The 23,636-nt window shown below is 56.9% G+C and carries 17 protein-coding genes and 1 riboswitch; of the genes, 11 read left to right on the forward strand and 6 right to left on the reverse strand.

The window, feature by feature from the left end:
• Positions 1-81 precede the first annotated feature (81 nt).
• From cysD to H9I52_RS08715, 5 genes are all read right to left on the reverse strand, one after another.
• Positions 82-993 (reverse strand): sulfate adenylyltransferase subunit CysD, encoded by a 912-nt coding sequence (cysD, locus tag H9I52_RS08695; protein ID WP_139516984.1) that lies wholly within the window; start codon positions 991-993, stop codon positions 82-84.
• A gap of 65 nt (positions 994-1,058) precedes the next feature.
• Positions 1,059-1,817 (reverse strand): phosphoadenylyl-sulfate reductase, encoded by a 759-nt coding sequence (locus tag H9I52_RS08700; protein WP_187453541.1) that lies wholly within the window; start codon positions 1,815-1,817, stop codon positions 1,059-1,061.
• A 313-nt stretch (positions 1,818-2,130) separates the two neighbouring features.
• Positions 2,131-2,225, reverse strand: a riboswitch (SAM riboswitch).
• Between the two features lie 378 nt (positions 2,226-2,603).
• Positions 2,604-5,939, reverse strand: coding sequence for a UTP--glucose-1-phosphate uridylyltransferase (locus H9I52_RS08705; protein ID WP_187453542.1), 3,336 nt, complete (start codon positions 5,937-5,939; stop codon positions 2,604-2,606).
• 74 nt (positions 5,940-6,013) lie between these two features.
• Positions 6,014-6,964 carry a sugar phosphate nucleotidyltransferase gene (locus H9I52_RS08710; protein ID WP_187453543.1) on the reverse strand — a complete coding sequence of 317 codons (951 nt, stop codon included), beginning with the start codon at positions 6,962-6,964 and terminating at the stop codon, positions 6,014-6,016.
• 248 nt (positions 6,965-7,212) lie between these two features.
• Entirely contained in the window at positions 7,213-8,757 is a 1,545-nt protein-coding gene (locus H9I52_RS08715; protein WP_187453544.1) for a hypothetical protein, read from the reverse strand.
• Between the two features lie 479 nt (positions 8,758-9,236).
• Here H9I52_RS08715 and H9I52_RS08720 point away from each other — a divergent pair, with 479 nt between their 5' ends.
• From H9I52_RS08720 to leuB, 10 genes are all read left to right on the forward strand, one after another.
• A complete protein-coding gene (locus tag H9I52_RS08720) occupies positions 9,237-10,145 on the forward strand; it encodes a branched-chain amino acid transaminase (protein ID WP_187453545.1) in 909 nt (302 codons plus the stop codon).
• 74 nt (positions 10,146-10,219) lie between these two features.
• Entirely contained in the window at positions 10,220-11,938 is a 1,719-nt protein-coding gene (gene ilvD / locus H9I52_RS08725; RefSeq protein WP_187453546.1) for a dihydroxy-acid dehydratase, read from the forward strand.
• The gene (gene ilvB / locus H9I52_RS08730; RefSeq protein ID WP_187453547.1) at positions 11,901-13,637 is read left to right on the forward strand and encodes a biosynthetic-type acetolactate synthase large subunit; all 1,737 of its coding nucleotides are present in this window, start codon (positions 11,901-11,903) and stop codon (positions 13,635-13,637) included. Before ilvD ends, ilvB begins: the two co-directional genes overlap by 38 nt.
• A gap of 54 nt (positions 13,638-13,691) precedes the next feature.
• Complete coding sequence (ilvN, locus tag H9I52_RS08735) at positions 13,692-14,300, forward strand: acetolactate synthase small subunit (RefSeq protein WP_187453548.1); 609 nt, start codon at positions 13,692-13,694, stop codon at positions 14,298-14,300.
• Between the two features lie 52 nt (positions 14,301-14,352).
• Positions 14,353-15,447 carry a ketol-acid reductoisomerase gene (ilvC, locus tag H9I52_RS08740; protein WP_139516993.1) on the forward strand — a complete coding sequence of 365 codons (1,095 nt, stop codon included), beginning with the start codon at positions 14,353-14,355 and terminating at the stop codon, positions 15,445-15,447.
• Between the two features lie 78 nt (positions 15,448-15,525).
• A complete protein-coding gene (gene ilvA / locus H9I52_RS08745) occupies positions 15,526-16,797 on the forward strand; it encodes a threonine ammonia-lyase IlvA (RefSeq protein ID WP_139516994.1) in 1,272 nt (423 codons plus the stop codon).
• A gap of 192 nt (positions 16,798-16,989) precedes the next feature.
• The gene (locus H9I52_RS08750; protein WP_139516995.1) at positions 16,990-18,156 is read left to right on the forward strand and encodes a 2-isopropylmalate synthase; all 1,167 of its coding nucleotides are present in this window, start codon (positions 16,990-16,992) and stop codon (positions 18,154-18,156) included.
• Between the two features lie 2 nt (positions 18,157-18,158).
• Entirely contained in the window at positions 18,159-19,553 is a 1,395-nt protein-coding gene (leuC, locus tag H9I52_RS08755) for a 3-isopropylmalate dehydratase large subunit (RefSeq protein WP_187453549.1), read from the forward strand.
• Positions 19,554-19,556: 3 nt separating this feature from the next.
• Entirely contained in the window at positions 19,557-20,153 is a 597-nt protein-coding gene (gene leuD / locus H9I52_RS08760; protein ID WP_187453550.1) for a 3-isopropylmalate dehydratase small subunit, read from the forward strand.
• Positions 20,141-21,262, forward strand: coding sequence for a 3-isopropylmalate dehydrogenase (gene leuB / locus H9I52_RS08765; protein WP_187453551.1), 1,122 nt, complete (start codon positions 20,141-20,143; stop codon positions 21,260-21,262). The genes leuD and leuB overlap by 13 nt, the downstream gene beginning before the upstream one ends.
• Before the next feature lie 75 nt (positions 21,263-21,337).
• Here the strand turns inward: leuB and H9I52_RS08770 are convergent, their stop codons facing one another.
• Complete coding sequence (locus H9I52_RS08770) at positions 21,338-21,694, reverse strand: hypothetical protein (protein ID WP_187453552.1); 357 nt, start codon at positions 21,692-21,694, stop codon at positions 21,338-21,340.
• 278 nt (positions 21,695-21,972) lie between these two features.
• On the opposite strand from H9I52_RS08770, the gene H9I52_RS08775 reads away from it, so the two are divergent.
• On the forward strand, positions 21,973-23,394 hold the full coding sequence (locus H9I52_RS08775; RefSeq protein WP_187453553.1) for a phytoene desaturase family protein: 1,422 nt from the start codon (positions 21,973-21,975) through the stop codon (positions 23,392-23,394).
• The last annotated feature ends 242 nt before the right edge of the window (positions 23,395-23,636 follow it).

A 23,636-nucleotide genomic window follows, 5' to 3' on the forward strand; every position in this document is an offset into this window, starting at 1 on the left:
GAGTATGGGGGCTGCGCCGGGGCGCAATTAGTCGGGAAAAATAAGTTTAATCTTATTTCTAAGTAATTGATAATTAATTACTTAGAAATAGCCGTTGCGCTTGCGATCTTCCATGCCGGTCTCCGAGATGGTGTCGTCGAGGCGGGTGGCGCCGCGCTCGCTCACTTTGGCTTGCAGCAAATCCAGGATGATGTCGTCCACAGTGTCGGCTTCGCTTTCCACGGCGGCAGTGCAGGTCGAGTCGCCCACAGTACGGAAGCGCACGCGGCGGCTCACGATTTCGTCGGTGTCGTCGAGGCGCAGGTGCTCGGTAAGGCCCAGCAATTGGCCGCTGGGCAGCACTACGCATGTGCGCTCGTGTGCGAAATAGATGTTGGGCAGCTCGATTTTTTCGCGCTGGATATAATTCCACACGTCCAACTCGGTCCAGTTGGAAATGGGGAACACGCGCACGTTTTCGCCCTTCTGGATGCGGCCGTTGTAGATGTTCCAGAGCTCCGGACGTTGCCGGCGCGGGTCCCACTGACCGAACTCGTCGCGTACGCTGAAAATGCGCTCTTTCGCCCGTGCTTTTTCTTCGTCGCGGCGCGCCCCGCCGATGCAGGCGTCAAACTCAAACTCTTCGATCACGTCGAGCAACGTGTAGGTTTGCAAGGGATTACGGCTCGGAAACTTGCCGCCGGGCTCGCGCAGGCCGCGCTGCTTAATGGTGTCTTCCACGCTGCGAACGATCAATTTTTCGCCCAGGCTCGCGGCCAGCTGATCGCGGAAAGCCAGCACCTCGGGGAAGTTATGACCCGTGTCGATGTGCACCAGCGGGAAAGGAAACTTGCCCGGCCGGAAGGCTTTTTCGGCCAAGCGAGTTAAGGCAATCGAATCTTTGCCACCCGAAAACAGCAGGGCGGGTCGTTCAAATTGGCCGGCGACTTCCCGCAGAATGTGAATGGCTTCTGCTTCGAGGCGGTCTAAGTAGTCGAGATGAATTGTGCTCATAATCAGTACTATGGGTCTGCCCAGGTAGGGGCCGATTTGGCGAATGAGATAACGGTGGCAGGTGCTTAAGCAAGCAGTTTTTCGACTACTGGGTCGCGGCCTTCGTGGGCGGCGGTGCTGTGCAGGCCGCACTCTTTGGCGGCCTGTTCTTCCCACCACCAGCGGCCGGCCCGAAAATCCTCGCCCGGCTTGATGGCGCGGGTGCAGGGCGCGCACCCAATGCTGACGAAGCCTTGCTGGTGCAGCGGGTTGAATGGGATGCTGTGTTCGCGCACGTACTCCCAGGCTTCGTCCCAGGTCCAGTCGAACAGCGGGTGTACTTTGATGAGCTGGTGCCCGGCATCCCACTCCACGGCGTGCATGTTTTGCCGGTTCGGCGATTGCTCGGCCCGAATGCCGGTCAGCCACACGCGCTGCCCGGCCAAGGCGCGGCCCAGCGGCTCGACTTTGCGGATGTGGCAGCACTCTTTGCGGGCTTCGATGCTCTCGTAGAAGCTATTGGGGCCTTTTTGCTGAACCAATTGCTCGATGCTTTCGCGCTGTGGCGCATATACTTCAATGGGCTTTTGGTAGCGCAATAGCGTCTTGTTCCAGGTAGAATAGGTCTCCTGGAAATTGCGGCCCGTATCGAGCGTAAACACCCGAATGGGCAGGTTGTGGCTGAAAATCAGGTGGGTAAGAATCTGGTCTTCTAGGCCAAAGGAGGTCGAGAAAGCGACTTTATCAGGAAAATGGTCGGCGATGAGCTCCAACGTGTCCGTCACGGATTGCCCAGCCAAACGGTGGCGCAGGTCTTCGACCAGCCCTTCGAGTGCTACTTGCATGAGAGGAGTGAAATAGGATTTTTCCGAACGGAAAGGCAGAGAAGAGAGGTGGCTGGCGCACAGATTGCCGCAAACCGGGAAGCCTATGTCTGCGACGATAGAGCCCGGTGCTGGAAGGCTGCCGGCGAGGGGGAGTTACCGTTGATCAGGCAACCGCAGGAAAGGGAAAAGAGAAGGGGACTACGCTTCAGCAACCCATGCTAGCCGCAGCCATACAGGTGGCTGGGCGCGCCATGCAACAACACCCATGCTGTACAGCAACGAGGTTGGCAAAGGAGGCGCGGAGGTTGGAGACAGTAGCCACGGTAACTTGTTTTTATATGATCAGGACTTGGCACCGTTCCCGATGGGTATCGGTTGGTTGCCGGCGCTTCGTCGAGCCTGTCTCTCCACGCCTCTGTATAAAAACAACTCTTTGATCAGAAAGAATTGATGCAGCAAATGTAAACTAAGCTTTTTGATAAAAACAAACGCGTATAAGATTCGGGCTTAGCATAAAAGGCTTTTACAGCGAAGAATCCACGAGAAAATAGCTATTAATTAAAATGAAATAACACATTGATAATCAACATGTTGTAATTAAACATCAATCGTTTGCGATCAGTGGGTATTTTGTTGGTAAATAATCGCTTAGGATGCAAGAAAATTTTTGAAAAAAGTTGTAGCGATGAGCGCAGCTATTATAAAAACAGCATCAATTTCATCCTATCGGAATGCTTGAAAAGCAAAACAGCGTCCAAAAACCGAAGCTTTTGGACGCTGTTTTATAAGATGTTAGAGCATAAATTATTCAAAAGTGCCCAGCGAAACGACGTAATCTTTGCTGCCATCCGTTACCCACGAATCAAGTTGAGCGGGATCCTTCATCTGCTGACCGCGGCTGCGCGGCACGACCACATAGCCGCATTTCACGTCGGGGAGGGCCGACATATCGCTCCACAGCTTTTCGATCTGCGCGACGGGGTAAATATCCTCCTGGCCGTGGCCCCAGCGGTATTTCACATCTTTGATCGTGACGTATGTAGGGATGCGCTGGGCCACGCTGCGCACGGCTTTGGCCAGCAGTGCCTCGTCGCCATTTTGCACATCTTGGCGGCTCAGGCCAAACAGCCTCAGCAGCGGATCGACCTGAATCCAGGTGGTCATGGAGTTGTAGTAGCTCAGGGCCAGCTCGTCTTCTTCGCGGGGCTGGGCGAGGCCTTCCAGTAGCCGAACATGGCCATTGACGCGCGCCAATCCGCCGCCACGGTCCTCGATGCGGCGCGGTACTACTTCGAAAGTCAGGGCGTTGCCAGAAGCCAAATGGTAGCCCAGCACGGCCGCGTGCACATCCGCGCCCAGCGTGTCGATGTTGTGCAGCATGATGGTTTCGACCTGCGGCTGCTCGCGCAGGAGCTGAGCCAGCGTACCGTTGCGCAGCAAATTGGACACCTCGTACCAGTGCCCCAGCGGCGAAAATCGCTGAGCGGCAATGTTATCCACGTAGTCGGTGCCTTCGCCCTTCGCCTTGGCCCAGTTGATCATGCTGCTGCGCACGGCATCGCGGACTTTCTGCTTGTTTTCGTCGAGCGTTTCCTGCGGCATTTCTTCCCACATAAAGCGCAAATCGCGCTCTGTGGGCACAAAACGCTGCCCAATGGAGCGGCCTGCCGACAGGAAAACCTTGCCGCCGTAACCATAATTCCGGGTGTGCGCCAGCTGCTTACGGATGGGCTCGTGGGTGAGGTAGCTGGTAGCCACCACGTGCGGAATGTCGGTTTGGTAGTGCTCAGCCACGCGCCGCGTTTTGGCCAAATGAATCTCCAAAAAGCTGCGGTGCACGCCGTTGATTTCCACAAACGGGTTGAGCGCTTTGATCACGCCCGCACCTTTGGTCCAGCGGCTGCCCACGCCGGCGGCTAGGCTCATCACGGCTACTTTGCCGGCCCGGATTGCGGCTTCGCCTGATTGGGTATATTGTTGTGTGTCAGAGAGTTGGGTGATGTCTGCGGGCTGCACGTCTTCGATGGAAGTTTCGGCGGCTAAGCGGTTGCGCGACAAGCCGATGCGACCTTTTTGCAGTTCCTCGCGGATGTCTTCGTGCTGAATGTAGTCGAAGCCATTTTCGCGCTTGATGCGGTCGGCCTTCTCGTTTTCGACGCTGCGGTTGCCCTGTGCCGTGGGGTCCGACACCTTGAACAGGTTGCTGACGATGGTGCGCAGCAGCGGGTAGGCCAGGTTGTTCTGCTCGCAATACGTGGTGAAAAAGTCAATTTCGGCCCGGCGGATGTAAGAAATCGTCTCTGGGTCGTGCTTCACCAATTGCGACACATGGATGGCGTAATATTGCTCCGGCATCAGCGCCTCGTTGCCTTGGTGCAGCGTGCCCCACGAGCCTTTCGGGTTGATGCGCCAATTGTACACCACCGGCTCCATAGCAAAGGGCAGAGAATCAGATAGTTCCTGCTTGGTACTGCGCAGTAGTTCCAGCACCCGCAGCTTGTACTCCTCGTAGCGCGCAGGATTCACGAACATGCCCATGCCGCCACCCGACATGCCGCCCAGCATCAGGAAACCGTAGTAGTCGGAACCGAATTCCTTCTTGGCGCGGGCGATAATTTGCTCCGTGAAATACGTTGACGCCCAAGGGATTATGGTTTTGATGGGGCCGGCGAAGTTGCGGGCCGTGTTGGCGCCCAATTTCTGAACGTCGCCTTCTTTAATGGCCGCCAGGATGTTGTCGAAGATCTCGTTGGTTTGCTGCCGGGCCTGCGTTTCCTGCTCGCCGCGGAGCAAGTATTTTTCCGTCACCATCTCCAGAATGGGGCCGACGTTGGACGCCATGCCGCCGTGCATCAGCACCAGCGAATTCATGATTTTCTCGCCGATTTCGGGGTGCACTTCTTCGCCTTCCAGCACGCGGTGGCGCGGCAGCAGCGTGCCCCGGCTGATGTTGAACTCCGGATCGCCTTCCTGCGCAAACGTGCCCTGGATGGCCTTGATGCCTGGCCACACACCGCCCGAATCCTGCCAGCCGCCGCCTGAGCCGCCGATCCATTCGCCCAGAATGGCGCGCGACGCCACTAATCGGCGCTCGCTTTCGTCGAGGCCGCCGGTCAGGTTTTTGGTCTGGCCGGTGGCGCGCATCAGCAGGCTAATAATCGAGCCGAGCAGGTTGGTAGAAACCGCGAAGCGCGAGCCCTTCGGAATGTCGTTGACCTTGGTAACCAATTCAATGCCCATGCCCGGTGCCACGATGCGCGCCAAAATATCGGGCAACGACTGGTTGGTGCCTTCGAAGGAAGGCGGAATCAGGCCCGAAGCGATCACGCCGGCTTTCACCAAGCTCAGGTAGTCGTTGCCGAAGTTGAACAGGTCGGCCAAATCGTGCACGTCCTTGGTGGTGTTCAGGTCGATGCTGGTCAGGCGCAGCACGGGGTCCGGAATGACGCGTACGTAGGCGTGCAGCGGCGGCAGAATGTCCTTGTCGCGGCCGAAAACGCCCAAATCAATCGACAGATTGATCACGCGGGCGCCTTCCGGATAATCCATGCCCAGAAAGAAAATATCCGACCAGCCGCTGTGCGTCAGGTCCATACGCACGGAGGTGTGCTCGTGCAGAATGGGGTAGAACAGGGAGCTGTCGGTGCGCTGCAACAGTGCCGGGTGAATGCGAATCGGATGTTCTTCTTGGTGTCCCACGCGGAACATCCACTGGTTGCCCTTGCTGGAACGCACGCTTTTGCGCACTTGGTCGGCCAGAATTTGGAACGACAAATGGTGGTAGCTATCGGCCAAAGCGCTGAACAACGTAGCGTTGGGGCCGTGCGCGTCTAGCTCGCCCAAGAACGTGCTGATGGCGTGCTCAAAGCGCCGGGCCAGCAAATCCTCGAAACCGGCGTACGGAATTTTGCCCACGGCCGGTACGTCTTTCGACTCGGTCAAGAAGAAGCGAAAACCGGCGTAGAGAAACAGGATCGCCCGAACCTTATCGTACAGATTGGGCGTGGCCTTCCGAAACTGATCAAGCTCGCGCAGGTGCTGCAACAGATCTTTCGCCGACAGCCCGCGGCTGAGCTCGTAAAACGAGCGGTTGCGTTTGGCCGGCTCCGTAGCGACTATAGTTTCTACAAAAACATTCATTAGATAGGGTTTCCGGGGTTGGAGCTGCACCTGCTGAGCAGAAGCAAAGCAGGGGAAGCAAGGAGATAATCCGGTTATTTTGCTTTGCGGTTGTTGGCTTCGGCCAGCAGCTCGACCATGGTGGTCAGGGTTTCGTCGTGGGCTTCGCCGGCCAGGCCAAGGGCAATTTGGGCGCGCAACAGGCCGTGTTTGCGGCTTAGGTCGTAGCGGGTGCCTTTCACTTCCAAAGCCAAGTATTTTTCCGTTTCGGCGAGCTCTTGCAAGGCTGGCGTTAGCAACACGTTCGCGCCTCCTTGCGCCAAGTGCTTCTGTAGAATGTCGAAAATGGCCGGTGTCAGCACATGCATGCCGAAAAAGCACAGGTAATAGCCGGCCCGTAAGCCTGGCGTTTGCAGCTCCAACTCGGCGGTGCTCAACGAAGGTTTTTCAATGATCTTATCTATCTGATAGATACCTACTTGGCTGGGCAAGTGCTTGCCCGTAAGCGTGCCGTACCGGCCGATTTGGTGCTCAATAGTGGGGTTGACGGCCGACACCGCGCATTCTTCCTGCGCTGCGAGCGCAAGCAGTTGGGCCGCGCAACACTGCCCCGGCAAATCCGAAACGTAGAGGTAATCGCCGAGTAGGAGCAGAAACGGCTCGTCGCCTACAAACTCGCGGGCGCAATACACGGCGTGGCCGTAGCCAAGTGCTTCGCGCTGCTCCGCAAACTGCAATCGGCTCAGGAGATGGTCGATTTTTTCGGCTTCTTCTTTCGCCCAATCAATGTCTTGGTAAGACTTCAACAGGTTATCGCGCAGCGAAGTAAAGGCCGCAGTGTAGCGCTCGCCGTCGCCGGGAGCGCACACTACGCACAGCTCCTCGATGCCGCTGCTGAAGGCTTCTTCTGCCACAATCTGAATCACGGGCTTGTGCAAGCCGTCGACGTCGATTACGGGAAGCAAGGCTTTCTGAATGGTATCCGCCACCGGATACAAACGCGCGCCACGGGCTGCCGCGGTAATCACTGCCTTTCTTACTTTCATTGTATATGCTTGATAATCAAATGTTTGTTCTTTAAGCTGTTGCAGCCTTCGTTTTGGCATATTCTGGCCAGGTCCGACTCCAGTGGGCGGAGAAGCGACGTTGAAGATGCAACCACAAACCCACGAACCGCAAATAAACGGCGGAAATCCTTGCTCAGCTTGTTAAGAAGCCTTGCCAAAGTTCCCGCGGGGCGCCGCCCCAACCTGCACCGTTGGAGGTCTCGCTCCGCAGGAACTTGTTTTGCTATCTACTTCATTTGCAGAAACTTACGCTGCATTATTTCCTGCACCGACACGTTTTCGATTTTGCTTTCGAGCCACGAAATGATATCGAGGTAGAGAAAGGGGCGCCGCTCAAACGGGTTGGCCGCAATGCGAATCAGTTCTTCTTTAAGCTGCGCAAAGGCCTCTTTCAGCTGGTCGGGGGCAATGTCGCCGACGCGGCGCAGAAACTGAAAAATCGCGACCTGCATCTGCTGCTGGTCGTTCATTTTGCCCAAAAAGCGGTACACCGACTTGATCTGGTATTCCAGCACCTCATCGCGACCGGCTTCGTAGTGGGCAATCAGGTTGAGGATGCGCGCAAAGCACTGAATATCTTCGCGTAGGCTAACGTCTTTGTACTGAATGACTTTGGTGAGGTATTCGATGGCCTTGTTGTAGTGGCCGCTGCCAAAGTAGAGGCTCGCAATCTTGTAGTAAAACACCAGCCGCCGGTGCGAGTCGAGCTGCACCTGGAAGCGGTCGAGGTTTTCGAGCAGCGGCGGAATGATCGTGAGCCCCTCCGTAAACCGCCCCCGCAGAAAGTAGGAATTGATGCGGTTGGTGTAGATGTAAAGGAAAAGCAACATTTCCGTATTCGGATTGGTGCGCCGCTCCGGATCGGCGGCAAAGTCCTCCAGCTTCTTCAGTACTTCCATAAACTTGCTGTAATACAGCATGTTATAGAGCGAGATCAGCAGGTTGTGCAGGCCTTTGATGTAGAGCATAGTTTGTTGCTCGCGCATGGTTGGGTGCTGCTCAAACAGGTCAACCCATTTCTGCGCGTAGCGGAAGCACGCCCGGAAGTTGTGCGTGATCGTGGAATACCACACCTGCGCCTGGTAGTAGTACAGTTTCTCATAAAAGCCCGGATTGCTCAGGTCAATTTTGTCGAGTGCCGTTAAGAAGAACTCCGTAATGCGGTCAAAATCATGCTGGTTGCGCGCGTGGCCAATCTTCAAGTACAGCCCGTACATGCGCAGCGCCAGGTTAGAAAGCGCATGCTCCTGCGCCACGTGCGCCACCGTTTCGACGGCTTCTTCCGACAGCAGATCCGCCTTGCCCCGCAGGCTGCGCGTGATGTACTGCGACTCGATCAGCTTCTCAAAGTCGAGGGCCAGCAGCGCTACGTGCGGCATTTCGGCTTGTTGGGCAGCCACCTTCACGCGCTCCAACATCTTGAGGCTCTGTTGGTAAAGCCCACGGTTGTAGAGCACGCGGGCGTAATCGAGCTGCTCGTGCAGTTGAATATCCAGGTTTTGGCCGGCGTGGTAGAGGCGCAAACTGGCGAGCATCTGCCGGTAAAGGTTGGCTTTCAGGTTGGCCAGCTGCACCTTTTTGATGGCGGGCACCTGCACCAAGATGCGCTCCTCGTCGTAGCGCTCCATTTGATCAAGCGTATCGAAAAGCTGCAGAAACTTTAGACCCTCGTTGGATCCCTGGCGGTTGGTAAACAGCCTGAAATGCCGCTTTTCGGAGCGCGTCAGCGATTTAATTAACTGAAAAACCGGATCAATGCTTTCGTTGGGCATTGTATTCTGCTGCTTATTAAGTGTTTGATTATCAATATTTTATCAACACTGAAATCGCAATTAGAAATAGTAGGCAAACCAAAAAAAAGTTTTTGTAGCTGCGCCTTGAAGCTGTACTTGTGCTAAGCATTCAGGCAAAAATGCCACACATGGCACTCCGAGTAACGCTGCCAAATGCTTCTGAACTTGCTTGGCACACCGCCTGCAAGGTAACAGGAAGCGGAGGTTGATTATTGCGGCGGCCATGATTTCCTTCCTACTGATCTCCCCAAAGGCAGCGTTAGACGGCCTATACTCAGCGCTTCCGCAATCCTTTTCTCAGCCCATGATCCTCTCGATTCTGCTCGTCATTAAAGTCATTACTCCTCTGCCCGCGGGCTGAAAGGATCGCTTCTTACTTACCCAAGAATCAGCCTTTCTAAGCCTCGCGCTCAGGAAGGCTTTTTGATGCACTCTGCTGACTTTTAACGCTTTCCACCATGTATTTCAAGAGTAACACAGTCGCTTTTCTGGACGGAGAATTTGTGCAGGCCGACCAGGCTACGTGCGGGGTGTACGCCCAGTCGCTACACTACGGATACGCAGTTTTTGAAGGCATCCGCGCCTACAATACGCCACAAGGCACGCAGATTTTTAAAGCACAGGAACACTTCGAGCGGCTGCAGTATTCGTGTCGGGTGATTGGGTTACCGCTGTCATACTCGGTTGAGGAAATGACCGAAATCACGTACGAGTTGCTCGAAAAAAACAACCTGACCGACGCCTACATCCGGCCCTTGGTGTATGCTGGTACGCCCAACATGAGCCTTAAGTGCCCCACAACCAGCAACTTACTCATTGCGGTGTGGGACTGGGGCAAGTACCTCGGCGACCAGTGCCTGCGCCTGACCGTTTCGCCTTACGAGCGCCCCAACCCCAAGGCGGTGCCCATCGAGGCCAAGGTAGCGGGCCACTACGTCAACTCCATCATTGCCAGCACCGAAGCCAAAAACCGTGGCTACGACGAGGCCTTGCTGCTCGACATGAACGGCTTCGTGGCCGAAGGACCGGGCGCTAACTTTTTCTTCGAAAAGAACGGCGAACTGTTTACGGCGCCAGCGGGCAGCATTCTGCGCGGCATTACCCGCAATACCATCATTGATCTGGCCCGCGAAGCCGGCATCACGGTGCACGAAAAGTTCTTCCGGCCAGCCGAGTTGCAGGGCGCTACCGGCGCTTTCATGACGGGCACGGCCGCCGAAGTAGTGGGGGTGGAATCGGTTGATGGTGAATCGTTTGCGAAACCTTTCAAAGAAACGCTGGGAGCAATGCTGGCCGAGCAGTACCAGGCGCTGGTAACGGGCGCGGGGGCGCTCCGCTCGCGCCCGCTGGCCGAACGGCAGGCGTGAGGCCGTAGCTACAATTCTTTCAATCACTCACAGACAACAATGCACGGGCGCGTGCAACGCGCCTCTACCAGACCATGGCCCTCAACAAATACAGCCGCATCTACACCCAAGACGACAGCCTGCCCGCCTCGCAGGCCATGCTCATCGGCTCGGGCTTGTCGGATGAAGATTTGCGCAAGCCTTTCGTGGGCATCTGCTCTACGGGTTTCGAAGGCAACACCTGCAACATGCACCTCAACGGCCTGGCCGATCAGGTGAAGCTGGGCGTGACGGCGCAAGGGCTTGTGGGACTGCGCTTTAACACCATTGGTGTAAGCGATGGCATCACCAACGGTACGGCCGGTATGCGCTTTTCGCTGGTTTCCAGAGAAATAATTGCCGATTCGATTGAGGCCATGGCCGGGGCACACAATTATGACGCGCTGGCCTGCGTAATGGGGTGCGACAAAAACATGCCCGGGGCGCTCATCGCCATGGCGCGGCTCAACCGGCCGTCGCTGATGGTGTATGGTGGCACGATCAAGGGCGGCACGTTTAAGGGTCAGCAGCTCAACATCGTATCGTGTTTTGAGGCGTACGGCAAGAAATTGCAGGGCCAGATTTCGGACGAAGATTACAAAGGCATCATTCACAATGCCTGCCCCGGTCCCGGCGCGTGCGGAGGCATGTACACGGCCAACACCATGGCCGCGGCCATCGAGATGCTGGGTATGTCGGTGCCGTTTTCGTCGTCGTCGCCGGCCGTGAGCGCCGAGAAAACGCAGGAATGCCTCGATGCGGGCGCTTACCTACGCCTGTTGCTCGAAAAAGACATCAAGCCCCGCGACATTCTGGTGCGCGAAGCCTTTGAAAATGCGCTCGTAATGATCACAGTATTAGGTGGTTCTACGAACGCTGTGCTGCACCTCATTGCCATTGCCCACGCGGCCGGCGTGAAGCTCACGATGGAAGATTTTCAGGCCGTCAGCAACCGTGTGCCGGTGCTGGCCGACTTGAAGCCCAGCGGCAAGTACCTGATGGAAGATCTGTCGGCGCTGGGTGGGGTGCCGGCCGTGATGAAAACCTTGCTCAACGAAGGCTTGCTGAACGGCAACTTACTGACCGTCACGGCCCAAACGGTAGCCGAAAACCTGGCCGATGTACAACCACTCGGCTCGGAGCAGGATTTGCTTCGCCCGCTTTCCAACCCCATCAAAGTAGATGGCCACATCCAGATTCTGTACGGCAACCTCGCTCCGAAAGGCGCAGTGGCCAAAATCACGGGCAAAGAGGGCGTCAAGTTTGAAGGTCCGGCCGTGGTCTTCAACTCGGAAGAAGAGCTGAACGAAGGCATCATTCAGCAAAAGATCAAGCCGGGCCACGTCGTCGTCATTCGCTATGTGGGACCGAAAGGCGGGCCGGGCATGCCCGAGATGCTGAAGCCGACTTCGGCCATCATCGGGGCCGGCCTGGGCGACAAAGTGGCCCTGATCACCGACGGCCGTTTCTCCGGCGGCACCCACGGCTTCGTGATCGGGCACGTCTGCCCGGAAGCCTACGACGGTGGGCCCATCGCCCTAGTAGAAGACGGCGATTTGATTGTGTTGGATGCCGCTGCCAATACCATACAAGTGCAAGTAGATGAAGCAGTTATGCAGCTGCGCCGGAGCGAGTGGCAGCGGCCCCCAGCCAATGTGAAGCAGGGGGTATTGCTAAAGTATATCCGCACGGTAAGCGATGCAAGTCACGGGTGTATCACCGATTTAGAAGAGGACTATGTTAACGAAAGAGCAGCCAGCGCAAGCCTTGCGTGAACAAGTTACCACGACCATTTCCGGCGCCGAAGCAACCTTGCGCGCGCTGCTGGCCGAGGACGTGGACACCATTTTCGGCTATCCGGGTGGGGCAATTATTCCCATCTACGATGCGCTGTATGACTTCAAAGAGCAGCTCAACCACGTGCTCGTGCGGCACGAGCAGGGCGGCATCCATGCGGCACAAGGCTTCGCGCGGGCGTCGGGTCGGGTCGGCGTAGTGTTTGCTACCAGCGGCCCCGGTGCTACCAATCTGGTTACGGGACTGGCTGATGCTCTGATTGATAGCACGCCGCTGGTGTGCATCACGGGCCAGGTGTTCGCGCACTTGTTGGGCACAGATGCCTTTCAGGAAACGGACATCCTCAACATCACCACGCCCATCACCAAGTGGAATTATCAGATCACCAACGCCGAGGAAATCCCGGAGGTGCTGGCCAAAGCGTTTTACATCGCCCGCAGCGGCCGGCCCGGCCCGGTGCTGATTGACATCACCAAAAACGCGCAGCAGCAAAAGTTTGAGTACAACGGCTATACGCCTTGCAACCACATCCGGAGCTACCGCCCCAAGCCCATTGTGCGGCCCGAATACATCGAGCAGGCGGCGGCGCTCATCAACCAGGCCCAGCGGCCGTTTGTGCTCTGGGGGCAGGGCGTAATCCTGGGGAAGGCAGAGCAGGAATTCAAAGAATTTATCGAGAAAAGCGGCATTCCGGCCGCCTGGACCATTCTGGGAGCCGGTGCGCTGCCCACCGATCACCCCCTGAACGTGGGCATGTTGGGCATGCACGGCAATTACGGTCCCAACGTGCTTACCAACGAATGCGACGTGCTGATTGCCATCGGGATGCGCTTCGACGACCGCGTCACGGGCCGCCTCGACAAATATGCCAAGCAGGCTAAGGTTGTCCACCTCGACATTGACCCCACCGAAATCGACAAGAACGTAACGGCCACTGTGCCGGTGTGGGGCGATTGTAAGGAAACGTTGCCGTTGCTTACCCAGCTAGTTGATAATAAAACACATGCTGAGTGGCGTCAGCGCTTCGAAGATTACCAGACGCAGGAGGTAGCGGCCGTTATTCAGGAGGAGCTGTTCCCGACTTCGGAAGAGCTGACAATGGGTGAAGTCATTCAGCAACTCAACGAACTAACTCAGGGTGAGGCCATTGTGGTGACCGACGTGGGCCAGCACCAGATGGTAGCCTGCCGGTATGCCCGGTTCAACCGCTCGCGCAGCAACATCACCAGCGGCGGCTTGGGCACGATGGGCTTCGCGCTGCCCGCCGCCATTGGGGCCAAGTTTGGGGCGCCGAACAGCACGGTGGTAGCCGTCATCGGTGACGGTGGTTTCCAGATGACGATTCAGGAGCTGGGCACCATCATGCAGACGGGCGTCGATGTGAAAATCATGATTCTCAACAACCAATTTTTGGGCATGGTACGGCAGTGGCAGGAGCTGTTCAACGACCGACGCTATTCCTTCGTCGACATCGCCAGCCCCGATTACGTGACCGTGGCCAGCGGCTACGGCATCGCCGGCAAGCGGGTAACCGAGCGCGGCGAGCTGCAAACGGCGCTACAGGAGATGCTGGCGCATCCCGGCTCTTTCTTGCTGGAGGTGATGGTGACCAAAGAGAACAACATCTTCCCGATGGTGCCGCAGGGCTGTAGCGTGAGCGAGATTCGGCTGCGATAAAAGCCAAAAAAGGCAAGCTCAGCAGGACGTGCAACTCAAAATTAAAAAGTAGCCATGAGCGATCCGCAAGTAATTGACCGCCAAGAATATAACATCACGGCTTACACCGAGAATCAGATCGGGCTTTTGAACCGCATTGCCATCATTTTCTCCCGCCGCAAAATCAATATTGAGAGCCTGAACACGTCGCCTTCCGAGATCGACGGCATTCACCGCTTCAACATTGTGATTCACGAAACGGAGGAAGTCGTGCGCAAAATCGCCAAGCAGATTGAGAAGCAGGTGGAAGTGCTGAAGGTGTATTACAACACCAACCAAGAGGTGATCTGGCAGGAAATGGCCCTGTACAAAGTCCCTACCGACGTGATCGCCGAAAAAGCTTCCGTAGAGCGCTTGCTGCGCGAAAATGGCGCCCGCGCCGTGGTCATCCGCAAGGATTATACGGTGTTTGAAACCACTGGCCACCGCGAGGAAACCGACGCCCTGATCAAGGTGCTGCAACCCTACGGCCTGATCGAGTTTGTGCGCAGCGCCCGCATCGCCATCATCAAGCACAGCGACGGCTTCAACCGCAAGCTGCGCGAGTTTGAGCGCACCGAGCCTAGCTCGGAAGTCATCGAGAACGAATACCTCAACAGCCGAGACAAAGTGTTTACGATGTAAATGCTTGATAATAAAACATTTAAAATTCAACCCTAAACCCAATCCTAACAACATGGCAACGATCAACTTTGGCGGCGTAGACGAAACCGTCATCACCCGCGACGAATATCCGCTGGTTAAGGCGCAGGCTTTCCTGAAAAACGAAGTAATCGCGGTGATTGGGTACGGCGTGCAAGGCCCCGGCCAGGCACTGAATCTGCGCGACAACGGCTTCAACGTAATTGTGGGGCAGCGCCAGGATTCGCCTTCGTGGGAGCGGGCGTTGCACGACGGCTGGGTGGAAGGCGAAACGCTGTTCTCGATCGAAGAAGCGGCTGAGCGCGGCACCATCATTTGCAACCTGCTGTCGGATGCGGGCCAAATCGCGCTGTGGCCAACGCTAAAAGGCAAGCTGACGGCGGGCAAAACGCTGTATTTCTCGCATGGCTTCGGTATCACGTTCAACGACCAAACCAACATTATCCCGCCCGCCGACGTGGACGTGATCTTGGTAGCCCCGAAAGGCAGCGGCACCAGCCTGCGTCGCCTGTTTGTGGCCGGCGGCGGCCTGAACTCGTCGTTCGCTGTGTATCAGGATGCTACGGGTGATGCGTACGAGAAAGCCATCGCGCTGGGCATCGGCGTAGGCTCGGGGTATCTGTTCGAAACCGATTTCAAAAAAGAGGTGTACAGCGACCTGACCGGCGAGCGCGGCGTGCTGATGGGCGCTTTGGCCGGCATCATCGAGGCCCAATACCAAGTGCTGCGCCAACGCGGGCACTCGCCTTCGGAGGCCTTCAACGAAACGGTGGAAGAGCTCACCCAGAGCCTCGTGCCACTGGTAGGCGAAAACGGCATGGACTGGATGTTTAGCAATTGCTCGGTAACCGCCCAGCGCGGCGCCCTCGACTGGAAAGGCCGCTTCCGCGATGCTACCTTGCCCGTAATCAACGAGTTATACGACAGCGTAGCCTCGGGCAAAGAAGCCGAGCGCACCATCCAGCGCGGCTCTACGCCAAACTACCGCAAGGAGTTAGAAGCAGAGTTGAAAGAAGTACGCGATTCGGAGCTGTGGCAGACGGGCGCGACCGTTCGCGAGCTGCGTTCCAAAGCAACCGCAAAAACTGAAAACCAAGAAGGCTACGCGCTTTCGACACAAGAGAAATAAAGGCAGGTGCTAAAATGCTCCCCTCCTCACACAAGGAGGGGAGCTTGGTTTATAGCCTTCGCCGTCAAACCTGGCCAAATGGAAAATGATGTAGTTACTTCAGCCCCAGTGGTTTCGCTGGCCAACGTAGAGCAGGCAGCGCGCAACCTAAAAGGCGTGATTTATAAAACGCTGTTGCAGCAAAACCTGGGGCTTTCGCAAGCCTACGGCGCCACGATTTACCTCAAGCGCGAAGACTTGCAGGTGGTGCGCTCTTACAAAATCAGGGGGGCCTACAACAAGATTTCGACGCTGACGCAGGAGCAAGGCGCTCAGGACGTGGTGTGCGCCAGCGCCGGCAACCACGCGCAAGGCGTGGCCTACGCCTGCCAACTGCTGGGGCTGAAGGGCTACATATTTATGCCGGCCAACACGCCGGCCCAGAAAGTAAACAAAGTGCGCTTGTTTGGGAAGGACAAAGTTGAGGTGATGCTCACCGGCAACACCTTCGACGATACCTTCAAAGCTGCCAAAGCATTCTGCGACGAGCGCGGCAGTACGTTTGTGCATCCCTTTGACGATCTGGCGATTGTGGAAGGCCAAGCCACGGTCGGGCTGGAAATCCTGAAGGCCGCACCGGTCTCGATTGACTACTGCTTTATGCCCATCGGGGGCGGCGGACTGGCTTCGGGGGTGGGCAGCGTGTTTCGGCAGCTGAGCCCGCATACCAAGCTCATTGGGGTGCAGCCGTTGGGCGCGCCGTCGATGCAGCGCTCCATTCAGAATGGGCAGCGGCAGGCCCTCGACCAGATCGAAAGCTTCGTGGATGGGGCAGCCGTGAAGTGCCCCGGCGAGCTGACCTTCGAGCTGTGCCGCCAACTGCTCGACGACGTGGTGCTGGTGCCCGAAGGCCAAGTCTGCGAAGATTTGCTCAAGATGTACAACGAGGAAGGCATCGTGCTCGAGCCGGCTGGTACGCTAAGTATTTCAGCCTTACACCAATACGCCGACGAAATCAAAGGCAAAAATGTCGTGTGCGTGGTCAGTGGCTCCAACAACGACATCACCCGCATGGAAGATATCAAGGAGCGCGCCATGCAGCACCAGGGGCTAAAGCACTACTTCATGGTGACCTTCAACCAGCGGCCCGGTGCCTTGCGCAGCTTCGTCAACAAGGTGCTGCACCCCGACGACGATATCATTCATTTCCAATACATTAAGAAGAATAACAAGGAAAAAGGCCCGGTCTTTATCGGCATCGAAGTCAAGCGTCCGCACGAAATTCAGGGCATTCAGCAGCGCATGCTGGCCGAAGGTTTTGCCTACGAATACCTCAACGGCAAGCCCGATTTCCTGAGCTTATTGGTGTAAGGGAATCCTATTAAATACCGCAATTATACCGTTAGATATCGTATTTTTAACTTGCATAAGTATTTTATAATCAATTAGTTATAAATATAGAAGCGGCCATTAGAAATAGTAGGCTTGCCGAAAAGTAATTTTCTGGGAGAGGCATTGTCGGTGTACTTGCAATCAGCATTTGGCTGAAAGAAGACACATCTCATGGCAACTCAGAAAATCCAAATCTTCGATACCACCCTGCGCGACGGCGAACAAGTGCCCGGCTGCAAGCTCAACCGCGACGAGAAACTGGTCATTGCCCGGCAGCTCGAGCTGCTCGGCGTGGACGTAATCGAAGCGGGTTTTCCGGTGTCGAGCCCCGGCGATTTTGCCGCTGTGCAGGCCATCGCCGCCCAAACGCGCGAAGCTACCGTGTGCGGCCTTTCAAGGGCCGTGGAAAACGACATTCGCGTGGCCGGTGAAGCCCTGAAACTGGCGCGTTATCCGCGCATTCATACCGGCATTGGTACTTCCGAGTCGCACATCACGCACAAGCTGTGCAGCACCCAGGAGCAAGTGCTGGAGCGCGCCATCGCGGCCGTGAAACTGGCCAAGTCCTTTGTGGAAGACGTGGAGTTTTATGCCGAAGACGCCGGACGCACCGAAAACGAGTATCTGGCCCGCGTCTGCGAGGCCGCTATTAAGGCCGGCGCAACGGTGCTCAACATTCCGGATACGACCGGTTATTGTCTGCCTGACGAATACGGCGCCAAAATCAAGTTTCTTCGTGAAAACGTGCGCGGCATTGAAAACGTCTGTCTGTCAACGCATTGCCACAACGACTTGGGCTTGGCTACGGCCAACTCCATTGCCGGCGTGCAGAACGGCGCCCGCCAGATTGAGTGCACCATCAACGGGGTAGGCGAGCGGGCCGGCAACACGGCGCTGGAAGAAGTGGTCATGATTCTGCGCCAGCATCCGTACCTGAATCTGCGCACCAACATCAACACGCAATTGCTGGCCGAAACTTCTGCCATGGTGTCGCAAATGATGGGCATGCCCGTGCAGCCCAACAAGGCCATTGTGGGCTCCAACGCCTTTTCGCACTCCAGCGGCATCCACCAAGACGGCGTCATCAAGAACCGCGAAACCTACGAAATCATCGACCCGCGCGAGGTGGGCGTTTCGAATTCCTCGATTGTGCTCACGGCCCGTTCCGGGCGGGCGGCGCTGGCCTATCGCCTCCAAAAGATTGGGTACGATTTCGACAAGCAGGTGCTGAACAAAGCCTACGCGTCTTTTCTGCAACTTGCCGACCGTCAGAAAGAAGTGGTCGACAGCGACCTGCACATATTAGTTGAACAAGAAAACCTGGTAGCGGCAAACTAAACATGGCCAAATCCTTAGTTGACAAAATCTGGGACGCCCACGTGGTGAAAGCCATTCCGGGCGGCCTGGAGGTGTTTTATATCGACCGGCACCTCATCCACGAGGTCACTAGCCCGCAAGCGTTTGACGAGCTGACCGCCCGCGGCTTGCCCTTGTACCACGCCGACCAGATTGTGGCCACCGCCGACCACAACGTGCCCACGCGCAACCAGCACCTGCCCATTCAGGACCCGCTTTCGCGCTCGCAAGTCGATAAATTGACCGAAAACTGCGCCAAGTTTGGCGTGGAGTTATTTGGCTTAGGCCATGAATACCAAGGTATTGTGCACGTCATCGGGCCGGAGTTGGGCATTACCCAACCCGGCATGACCATCGTGTGCGGCGACAGCCACACTTCTACTCATGGCGCTTTTGGCGCCATTGCTTTTGGCATCGGTACCAGCCAAGTGACGCAGGTAATGGCTTCGCAGTGCTTGCTGATTAGCCGGCCCAAGCGCATGCGCATCACGGTGGAAGGAGAGCTGAAGGCTGGTGTTTCGGCTAAAGATCTGATTCTCTACGTAATATCGCAGCTGGGCACGGGCGGAGCCACGGGCTACTTCGTGGAGTATGCAGGCAGCGCCATCCGCGCGCTGAGCATGGAAGGCCGCATGACGGTCTGCAACATGAGCATCGAGATGGGGGCCCGCGGCGGCCTCATCGCCCCCGACGAAACCACGTTTGCCTACCTGAAAGGCCGTCGTTACGCGCCGCAGGGCGAGCAGTGGGAGCAGGCGGTGGCCTACTGGCAAACCCTGTATTCCGACGAAGACGCCGAGTTTGATGCAGAGGTTCGGTTCGAGGCCCAGGCCATCACGCCGATGATCACCTACGGTACCAACCCCGGTATGGGCATCGCGCTCAACGCCAACATTCCTTCGCAAGTAACGGAAGGCGAAACAGTTAGCTTTGATAAGTCCTTGAAATACATGGGTTTCGCGCCTGGCGAATCGTTGCTGGGCAAAGAGATCAACTACGTGTTCATCGGGAGCTGCACCAACTCGCGCATCGAGGATCTGCGGACGGTGGCAGCGTATGTGAAAGGCAAGCACAAGGCCGAGCACGTAGAAGCGATTATTGTGCCCGGCTCGAAACAAGTTGAGAAACAGGCCATTGAAGAAGGGCTGGATAAAGTGCTGGCCGAAGCGGGCTTCGAGCTGCGCGAACCCGGTTGCAGCGCCTGCCTCGCCATGAACGACGACAAAATCCCGGCCGGCGCTTACTGCGTTTCAACGTCCAACCGCAACTTCGAGGGCCGGCAGGGGCCCGGCGCCCGCACGTTGCTGGCCTCGCCGCTGGTAGCGGCCATTACGGCTGTGGAAGGGCGCATTGTCGACATTACGCAGTACCTGAACTAAGGCATGGAAAAGTTTCAAACGCTCCGCTCGGGTGCTGTCCCGTTGCCCATCGAAAACGTTGATACCGACCAGATTATCCCGGCTCGGTTTCTCAAAGCCACGACCCGCGAAGGCTTCGGCCAGAACCTGTTTGCCGACTGGCGCTATGCTGCCGATGGTCAGCCCAAGGAGAGCTTCGTGCTAAACGACGCGCGCTACCAAGGCCAGATCTTGCTGGCCGGCAAAAACTTTGGGTGCGGCTCTAGCCGCGAGCACGCTGCTTGGGCTTTGTATGATGCTGGTTTTAAAGTAGTTATATCGAGCTACTTTGCTGATATTTTTCGCGGAAACGCCCTGAATACGGGCCTGTTGCCGCTGCAAGTGTCGGATGAAGTGCTGCAACGGCTGTTCAAGCAAGTGGAGCAGGACCCGCAGACGCAGTTCGTCGTCGATTTGCCTTCGCAGACGCTTACGGTGCCCGTTTGGGAGGAAAGCATCGGTTTTGAACTTGACCCTTACAAAAAAGAGTGCCTGATCAACGGGTACGACGACATTGATTACCTGGTGAGCCAAAAGGCCGCCATCGAAGCCTACGAACAACACCGACCATGGACGTATTAAGAAAACGAATTGTGGTGCTGTCCGGCGACGGCATTGGGCCCGAAGTGTGCTCCGAAGCTGTGCGCGTGCTAAAGGCTGTGGCTGAACGCTTTGGCCACGAGTTTATCTTCGATCATCAGCTCATGGGCGCCTGCGCCATCGACGCAACCGGCGACCCGCTGCCCGCCAAAACGCTTGCCGCTTGCCGCCAAGCTAATGCTGTGCTGCTCGGCGCCATCGGCGACCCCAAGTACGACAACGACCCGACCGCCAAAGTGCGCCCCGAGCAAGGACTGCTGCGCCTGCGCAAGTCGCTGGGGCTGTACGCCAACATCCGTCCGGTTACGGCTTACGATCGGTTGCTGGAGCACTCGCCGCTCAAAAAAGAGCGCATTCAGGGTGCGGACATGCTCATTTTCAGGGAGTTGACAGGCGGTGTGTATTTCGGGGAGAAGGGCCGTAACCCCGATGGCTCGGCCTATGATAATTGTACCTATAGCCGCGAAGAAATCGTGCGGATTGCGCACCGCGCGTTTCAGGCTGCCGAAAACCGCCGTCGTAAACTGACGCTCGTGGATAAGGCCAACGTGCTGGAAACCTCGCGCTTGTGGCGCGAAGTGGTGCAAGAGATTGCAAGTCAGTACGATAGCGTAGAGGTGGATTATCTGTTTGTCGACAATGCGGCCATGCAGATCATCCTGAATCCGAAGCAGTTCGACGTGATCCTAACCGAAAACATGTTCGGCGACATCATTTCCGACGAAGCTTCTGTGATTGCCGGCTCCTTGGGCTTGTTGCCCTCGGCATCGGTTGGCGATGAGGTGGCACTGTTCGAGCCAATTCACGGGTCGTATCCGCAGGCCAAGGGCAAAGGCATTGCCAATCCCATCGCGACTATTCTGTCGGCGGCTATGTTGCTGGAGCACTTTGGGTTACAGGAAGAAGCCGACTCGGTAAAAGCGGCAGTAAACAACGCCCTGGATAAGCGCGTGCTAACCCCCGAACTTAACGCTACGGCGCCCTATACCACCGAGCAGGTGGGGAGCTTCATTGCGTACGGCGTGCTGGATATCGCTGATTGTCAACTGCATAAAAATAATATCGAGCTCGGGCTGAGCACTATTATTTAAGCGCAATGCGCTTAAAAAGCCCGGCTCCCCGGCCCAAACGCTCGCGTCTGGGCCGGGGAGCCGGGCTTTTTGCTTCTAGCGGTGTTCGAGGCAGAGCCCGACGGCCAGCGCTACCTGGTTGTATTCGAAGCCGCCGGCTTGCACCAATTGTCCGGCGCGGCGCAAGGTCATCCGTACGGGTGCGCCTTCTTGGGGGCGTCGGCGTGCGGCAACCACCAAAGAGCGGGTGTCGGCCCACGCGGCTTCGAAAGCCAGCGCCGGTTCGCTCCACGGCGGGGCCACCAGCTTAACCGATTGCGGTTTGTGCGGCATGACGGCCTCAAAGGCGGTCAGGAGGGGCGGCATCAAGTCGGCAAAGTAGTCGGCCTGCACCCGCTCATCGGTGTGCGATTCCAGAACTTGGCGAAACTCGTCGAGGGTAGGTAGGAGCATGGTCAATAAGGAAAGGGATTGACAAGATAAGCGAACCTGTTTGCATTCGGAGTGCTCCGGATCTTCTCCCTGTATTTTGTCGGCAACCCAAAGCCGAATTATCAAGTTAGGTAAGTAAACGGCTTTTCGCCGAAGGAAAGAGATGTGTTTGTAATCATTTGATTATCAAGTATTTGTAATTTAATTCCTCGTTATTTGCCTGCCTCGTTTTGAAGGTGGTGGGCGTGCGATAAGGGCCCGAATCAGGTAGCAATAGCAACTCGTAAGCGAAGAACAGTTTGGCCAAGAAAGATTTTGACGCGGTAGTGGTAGGAGCGGGCCCGAACGGGCTGGCGGCAGCTATTCGTTTGCAGCAAGCAGGGCTTGGCGTGCTGTTGCTGGAAGCCAAAGAGACGATCGGGGGAGGCTCGCGTTCGGCTGAGCTTACGTTGCCAGGGTTTGTGCACGACGTGTGTTCGGCTGTTCATCCCATGGCCCTGGCTTCGCCTTATTTCCAGACGTTGCCGCTGGCCGAATACGGGCTCGAGTTTATCCAGCCGCCGTTGCCGGCCGCGCACCCTTTCGACAACGGAACCGCGGCTTTCCTTTCTGCCTCCCTCAACGACACCGCCGAGCAGTTTGGCGCCGATGCGGCGGTGTATCATCGCGTGTTCGATCCGTTGCTGCGCGACTGGCCGGGCATTGTGCCCAATATTTTGGGACCGTTGCGCTTGCCGAAGCACCCGGTAGCCCTGGCGCGCTTCGGCCTCGATGCGCTCCAACCAGCTACGTTGCTAGCCAAGCGCTTTCAGACGCCCGAATTGCGGGGCCTGTGGGCCGGCATGGCCGCGCACGCCATCCAACCCTTAACCAAGCCCTTTACCTCGGCCATAGCGTTGGTATTGATGGCCGTCGGGCACCGGCACGGCTGGCCAATTCCGCGCGGCGGCTCGCAAGCCATTGCGCAGGCCTTGGGAGCTTATTTCCGATCGTTAGGCGGCCAGATACAAACCGACCGGCCCGTGCGCTCGCTTCGCGAGCTGCCGTCGGCTCGTGCTGTGCTGCTCGACGTTACGCCCCGTCAGTTGCTGCAGATAGCGGGCTCGCAGCTTTCGAGTCTGTACCGCTGGCAATTAGCGCGTTACAAGTACGGAATGGGCGTATTCAAGATCGATTGGGCTTTGGATGGGCCCATTCCGTGGGCTGCGGCCGCTTGCCGGCAGGCGGGTACGGTGCATTTAGGCAATACCTTGGAGGAAATCGCGGCTTCCGAGCACCAGATTAGCCAAGGCCGGCACCCCGAGCGGCCTTACGTGCTGTTGGCGCAGCAAAGCCTGTTCGACGCGACCCGTGCTCCGGCCGGCAAGCACACGGCCTGGGCCTACTGCCACGTTCCCAACGGCTCGCGGGTGGATATGACGGGCATCATCGAGCGGCAGGTAGAGCGATTTGCGCCCGGCTTCCGCGACCTGATTCTGGCCCGCCATACCTTCGATACGGCTGCCATGGAAGCCCACAACCCCAATTACATAGGCGGCGACATCAGTGGCGGCATGAACAATCCGGGGCAGCTTTTTACCCGGCCCGTGCTACGGCTTTCGCCCTACCGCACATCGAGCCAAGGCCTGTATCTGTGTTCTTCCTCGACGCCTCCCGGCGGGGGCGTGCATGGCATGTGCGGTTACCACGCGGCTGAGCAAGCGCTTAAGGACGTTTTCTAGCGCTGCGTAGCAAACGCAAATCCGGGCGCGGCAAGTATAGGAATTAACGAATGTAGATCTTATCTTGTTCCTAACGACGCAGGCGCAACCCTCAGTGGGGCAAGTACTTGTGTGAGCAAGAAAGCTGCTTTCTCTAGGGTAGAAGAAAGCGGCTTTTGTCGCTTTACAGATGGTTCGGTGCTGGAAAACTTTGCCCTATGCAGGTTACCCCGACTCTATACAACCTTCGGCGGCTGGGTTTG

The organism is Hymenobacter sp. BT491, assembly GCF_014349165.1.
Taxonomy (GTDB): Bacteria; Bacteroidota; Bacteroidia; order Cytophagales; family Hymenobacteraceae; genus Hymenobacter; species Hymenobacter jejuensis.

Excerpts from the sequence above, each read along its gene's own strand:
- cysD (WP_139516984.1), bottom strand. The coding sequence starts at position 993 with ATGAGCACAATTCATCTCGACTACTTAGACCGCCTCGAAGCAGAAGCC.
- H9I52_RS08700 (WP_187453541.1), bottom strand. The coding sequence starts at position 1,817 with ATGCAAGTAGCACTCGAAGGGCTGGTCGAAGACCTGCGCCACCGTTTG.
- H9I52_RS08705 (WP_187453542.1), bottom strand. The coding sequence starts at position 5,939 with ATGAATGTTTTTGTAGAAACTATAGTCGCTACGGAGCCGGCCAAACGC.
- H9I52_RS08710 (WP_187453543.1), bottom strand. The coding sequence starts at position 6,964 with ATGAAAGTAAGAAAGGCAGTGATTACCGCGGCAGCCCGTGGCGCGCGT.
- H9I52_RS08715 (WP_187453544.1), bottom strand. The coding sequence starts at position 8,757 with ATGCCCAACGAAAGCATTGATCCGGTTTTTCAGTTAATTAAATCGCTG.
- H9I52_RS08720 (WP_187453545.1), top strand. The coding sequence starts at position 9,237 with ATGTATTTCAAGAGTAACACAGTCGCTTTTCTGGACGGAGAATTTGTG.
- ilvD (WP_187453546.1), top strand. The coding sequence starts at position 10,220 with ATGGCCCTCAACAAATACAGCCGCATCTACACCCAAGACGACAGCCTG.
- ilvB (WP_187453547.1), top strand. The coding sequence starts at position 11,901 with ATGTTAACGAAAGAGCAGCCAGCGCAAGCCTTGCGTGAACAAGTTACC.
- ilvN (WP_187453548.1), top strand. The coding sequence starts at position 13,692 with ATGAGCGATCCGCAAGTAATTGACCGCCAAGAATATAACATCACGGCT.
- ilvC (WP_139516993.1), top strand. The coding sequence starts at position 14,353 with ATGGCAACGATCAACTTTGGCGGCGTAGACGAAACCGTCATCACCCGC.
- ilvA (WP_139516994.1), top strand. The coding sequence starts at position 15,526 with ATGGAAAATGATGTAGTTACTTCAGCCCCAGTGGTTTCGCTGGCCAAC.
- H9I52_RS08750 (WP_139516995.1), top strand. The coding sequence starts at position 16,990 with ATGGCAACTCAGAAAATCCAAATCTTCGATACCACCCTGCGCGACGGC.
- leuC (WP_187453549.1), top strand. The coding sequence starts at position 18,159 with ATGGCCAAATCCTTAGTTGACAAAATCTGGGACGCCCACGTGGTGAAA.
- leuD (WP_187453550.1), top strand. The coding sequence starts at position 19,557 with ATGGAAAAGTTTCAAACGCTCCGCTCGGGTGCTGTCCCGTTGCCCATC.
- leuB (WP_187453551.1), top strand. The coding sequence starts at position 20,141 with ATGGACGTATTAAGAAAACGAATTGTGGTGCTGTCCGGCGACGGCATT.
- H9I52_RS08770 (WP_187453552.1), bottom strand. The coding sequence starts at position 21,694 with ATGCTCCTACCTACCCTCGACGAGTTTCGCCAAGTTCTGGAATCGCAC.